The following is a 4,264-nucleotide window of genomic DNA, read 5'->3' on the forward strand; positions in this document are numbered from 1 at the left end:
TACAATCCCTGCTCAAATGTGTTGTGCTGAGACTGATTTTGATTGACAATACAATCAATGAAATAGTCGATTTGAGCACTGTATTCTTCGCCACGGAGATAATAATCCACCGGGATGGCCAAGTCGGAAATGTATTTTATCGTCCAGCCCTTATCCAGTTTTTCCAGCAATGAAGGCTCTTTCAGGTAAATTTTCAGTTCAGTGGCATCGCAAATTATTTTGCCTTTTTTTCCGTGTACGGTTATTGAAGTCGACATTTTCCGGTAAGTTTCATCACTCCAATTCACAGACAAAGTCCCGCTTGTTCCACCCTCCAGGGTCAGCAGGGCATATACCGCATCTTCCACACCGTTCGAGTAAAAGTTTTTCAGTAATAGTCCATTCAACTGAGTTGGCCGGCCAACTATTTCCTGAATCAAATTCAACACATGCGAAGCGTAATCATAGAGGCAGCCTCCCCCTTCTTCCGGCTTCGAACGCCAGGTTGCGCCAATTTCGCGCGTCACGACTGGTCCGTAAGCTTCTCCTGCGAAATGAGTCAGTTCACCCAAAACACCAGCTTTTAACAATCGCTTCAATTCACGGAACGTACCAATGAAATGATTGTGGTAGCCAACCTGATTGACAAGCTTTTTCCGGAGGGCGATCTCAACGAGTTCATTCCCTTCCTGAACCCTCAAGCTAAATGGTTTTTCACAGAAGGTATGAATTCCTTTTTCCAATGCGTATTTGACAATGGGGTAGTGAAAACGGGTGGGTGTAGCAACGATCACGAAATCCAGGTTTTCACTGTCCAACATTTTCGTGTAGTCACTGTAAGTCCTTATCTGACTGAACTTCTTAAAGGCACTCAGAACGAGGGATGACGTGTCGCATACCGCTGCAAGTTCCACCTGTGGGTGTGCTCCTACAATGGCTGCATGCGACAGTCCCATCTTACCTAATCCAATAATTGCTCCTTGTATCATATTTTCTAATTTTAAAGAATATCAAAATTACATGCCAGAAGAAAAGCATCTGGTTTCCTATATTTCGTTTAAATACCTCTGGTCGCAAAAAAATGCGCACCAACCAGCCAATTCTCAATTTAAACCAAATGGGATGAATGGCTTTTTGCGTACCTGCAAACCAATCAAAAACATTTCCAATGCAAATCACGAGGTTTGCCCTGAGCAAATGGCGATGTTCGATCGCCCACTTCTCCTGCTTGGGACAAGTCATGCCAACAAACAGGATATCGGGTGCGAATGTGTTTACTTTTTCTACCATGGCTGCATTCTCTTCAACCGAAAATTCAGGTTTGAATGGTGGTGAATGGGTTTCAACAGTAATGTTTGGATATTCGTCTCTCGCACGGTTTTTTATTTTTTGAAGCGTGCTTTCCGACGAACCCAGAAAGAAAGCCTTACCCGCCTGCTTATTCAGGCGATCAATAAAGTGATAGAAAACATCGGGTCCCTGGTTACGCTTAATATTTTTGCCTTGAAGCAGCAAGGATGAAAAAGCAAAATAAACACCGTCCAATACCAAATAGTCTGAGGTTTTTAAGGCCATTTTAAATATCGGATCTTTCGTGCTTATTCCGTAGGAATTTGGGCTGATCGTGTTGATCACCCGGCATTTTTCCGAGCGAATTGGAATCGTATCCAACTCATCTGAAAAAACAGTAAATCCCAAGGTATGTATGGTATTCATAGATTTTACATTTATTGGGGAAGAAAAAATTAGAAATCCTTAATATTCTATCTAAAATGCATTGAGTGTCAACTATAAATGGCTATTTTGATCTACATCAACCTTAGGCAAAGTATGTTGAGATGTAAAAACATTTTGGTTTTTACAATAGCTATGCGCTGAAAAGAAACAATATAGCTGTGGTTCTGTATTTCCATGTAAAATATAATTGTCAAATCAAAACGATTTTTAAATCACGTAGTAGTTATCAGTCATCATAGGAACGATCTGGGAAATAACTCAATATTCCCTCTGTTGAAATGTTAAAAGTGGTAAAAACTTTGAGTTTTTCTTCAATCTCTCTTTCTGGCAGATTCCACCATTTAATCCTCAATAAATGATTAATGATCTCATCATTGAATCGATACTTAATAACTTTTGCAGGAATTCCGGCAACAATGGCATAAGGTGGAACGTCTTTTGTTACTAAGGCACGAGCTGCGATAACAGCTCCATCACCAACTTTAACCCCCCCCTTGATACTTGAAAATTCCCCAATCCATACATCGTTCCCGATATCTATCTGTTTTCGCTCTTCAAATTGTATTGGCCTAACCCAGTCACTTCTTATTTCATTCGCTTGTCTTCTATAGAAAATAGAATTGGTTGAAATTAAGTTTGTCGGGTGTTCGGCTAAACCTATTCTGACATTTCTACTGATGCTGCAATATTTTCCAATCGTAGTTTTATGGATCGTCGTAAACTGTCTGATCCGGGTATAATCACCGACAATTGTTTCATTTAACTGTGCGCCTGCAGCCAGATATATCCTTTTCGGAAATTTCGTACTCCGATCCCAAAGTGCAAAAAGAGAAACTCCTTTGTAGTATCTCTTTTTATTTCCAAAGCTTGAGATGTAGTTGCTTAAATATCCCATGTTAAATTGTGGTTTTTCTTTGTGAAATGAATCCAAATCTCATTAAGTATGTCAATATTTTTCCAACTGCACGAAAAGACAAACTCTTATACTTATATACTTGCTTCGAAATAGCCTCGCTCATTTCAATGCTATCAGGGTACTTGAAATCAATCTTATCTCCTTTATCGAATTCAATTTTGATCCTATTGTAAGAATTAGTGTGGGTCGCTCCTTCCATAAAACCATTGTTGATTACCTTCGATAAAACAGGATACACCGTTAAGCGCTTTTGCAAAAATTGATTGTAAGTGAAGCGGACATACCAGGAGTCAACCTTGCCTGTTTGAGCAGAGACCAACATCTTGGTAAGATCACTTCCGTATCTGTTGAACTCCTTCTGGAGCTGTTTGTCTGATTTAAAGGAAGCAAAATCAGAAAACTCCCAGTCGATTGTTTTCCAGCGATCTAGCCAAGTTGCCCATCCCCAGGAATGCGCCCTTCCCCAGAAATAGGCATCGTAAGGGTAATTTACCGGAACATTGATCCGGACTGAAAATCCAGAAACAGAAAAAATCTGATCAACCTTTTGAAATCGGCTTAACGATTCGTTCATAAACTGCAAGAAGTTTCTTGAAGTAATCAAATCATCTTCAACTACAATGACTTTCCCGAATTTTTCAATAACCTCCGAGACACCTGAAATGATCGATCTCGCTAGTCCCTTATTCTTGTCAGACTCAATAACGGAAACACTTTTGAATCCGGAAACAGAGCGGACATACTTCCTGACTTCATCAACCTTAAGCTTGGAACTTTCGTTTTTAGCCCCGTCAGAAAAAATAAACAACTCACTTTCGGAGGCTAAAAAGTTGTTTTGCAGAGCCTCGATGGTCTGTTGGGTCTCGCTTAGTCTGTTGTATGTAAAAAGACAAATTGGAGCAAGCATAACTACTATTTTTTTGATTCTTTTAATGAGAAATAGAATGATGGGAATAAGATCTTTAAATAGACCTTAGTTGCAAAGATCATCCATCTCCATCCCCAAAACTTTCTGCGAAAAGTGTTGTATTCTCTTAAATTAAGTCCTTTAGGAGAATTTACTAACCTCAACCGCTGCGATATGGGTGTTTGGGGATTACACCAAGCAGACACGCCCTCATTTCTGGGACATACAGCAATGTATTTTTTTGTTGTGTAACAAATAAATCCCTCTTTTTGGGCTCTCAAGCCATAATCGAAGTCACCCATTCCATGGGTGTAGTCTGCAGATAGATTACCTAGTCTCTCAAAGATCATCTGGGGAATCAGCACCGCATTTCCATTCATGTACTTGCAAGTCTGTAACTTACCGTTTGGAATGACAGCCCCGTCTTCGTTTCTCCCTCCGTATGAAAAATCTTTGCTTCCCGGCAGTGCTTCACAGGCTCCGACAACAATGGCTGGTTCTTGATCTTTTTCAAACGCCTCCTGGTAACAATTCAATAACTCTTCCAGAGCGGATTCATCTAATATCGTATCATCATTGAGCCACAGGTAAAAATCATACTTCGCTTTTTGACTTGCGCTATTCCAAGCTAGCCGCATCCCTTGATTCCAAAAAAGACTGCCATCGCCTTGCACGACAATGACTTTTGGGAACCTATTTTTTACTGCCTCTCCTGTCCCGTCTGT

At 40.3% G+C, this 4,264-nt stretch carries 4 protein-coding genes and 1 pseudogene; all 5 read right to left on the reverse strand.

The genetic code is table 11. The features are described from left to right. Positions 1-968, reverse strand: a 968-nt coding sequence (locus tag AAC033_RS18480) for a Gfo/Idh/MocA family oxidoreductase (protein ID WP_339740913.1), incomplete at its 3' end; no start/stop codon positions are given. Then, positions 937-1,695 carry a WecB/TagA/CpsF family glycosyltransferase gene (locus AAC033_RS18485; protein WP_339740915.1) on the reverse strand — a complete coding sequence of 253 codons (759 nt, stop codon included), beginning with the start codon at positions 1,693-1,695 and terminating at the stop codon, positions 937-939. The genes AAC033_RS18485 and AAC033_RS18480, both read right to left, overlap by 32 nt. 247 nt (positions 1,696-1,942) lie before the next feature. Beyond that, positions 1,943-2,251: pseudogene (locus AAC033_RS18490) on the reverse strand (CatB-related O-acetyltransferase); the annotation flags it as partial. Positions 2,252-2,612: 361 nt separating this feature from the next. Beyond that, complete coding sequence (locus tag AAC033_RS18495; protein WP_339740918.1) at positions 2,613-3,539, reverse strand: glycosyltransferase; 927 nt, start codon at positions 3,537-3,539, stop codon at positions 2,613-2,615. A 5-nt stretch (positions 3,540-3,544) separates the two neighbouring features. Beyond that, the coding region (locus tag AAC033_RS18500) for a hypothetical protein (RefSeq protein ID WP_339740920.1) at positions 3,545-4,264 on the reverse strand (720 nt) is incomplete at its 5' end.

The organism is uncultured Sunxiuqinia sp., from assembly GCF_963974515.1.
Classification (GTDB): Bacteria; Bacteroidota; Bacteroidia; order Bacteroidales; family Prolixibacteraceae; genus Sunxiuqinia.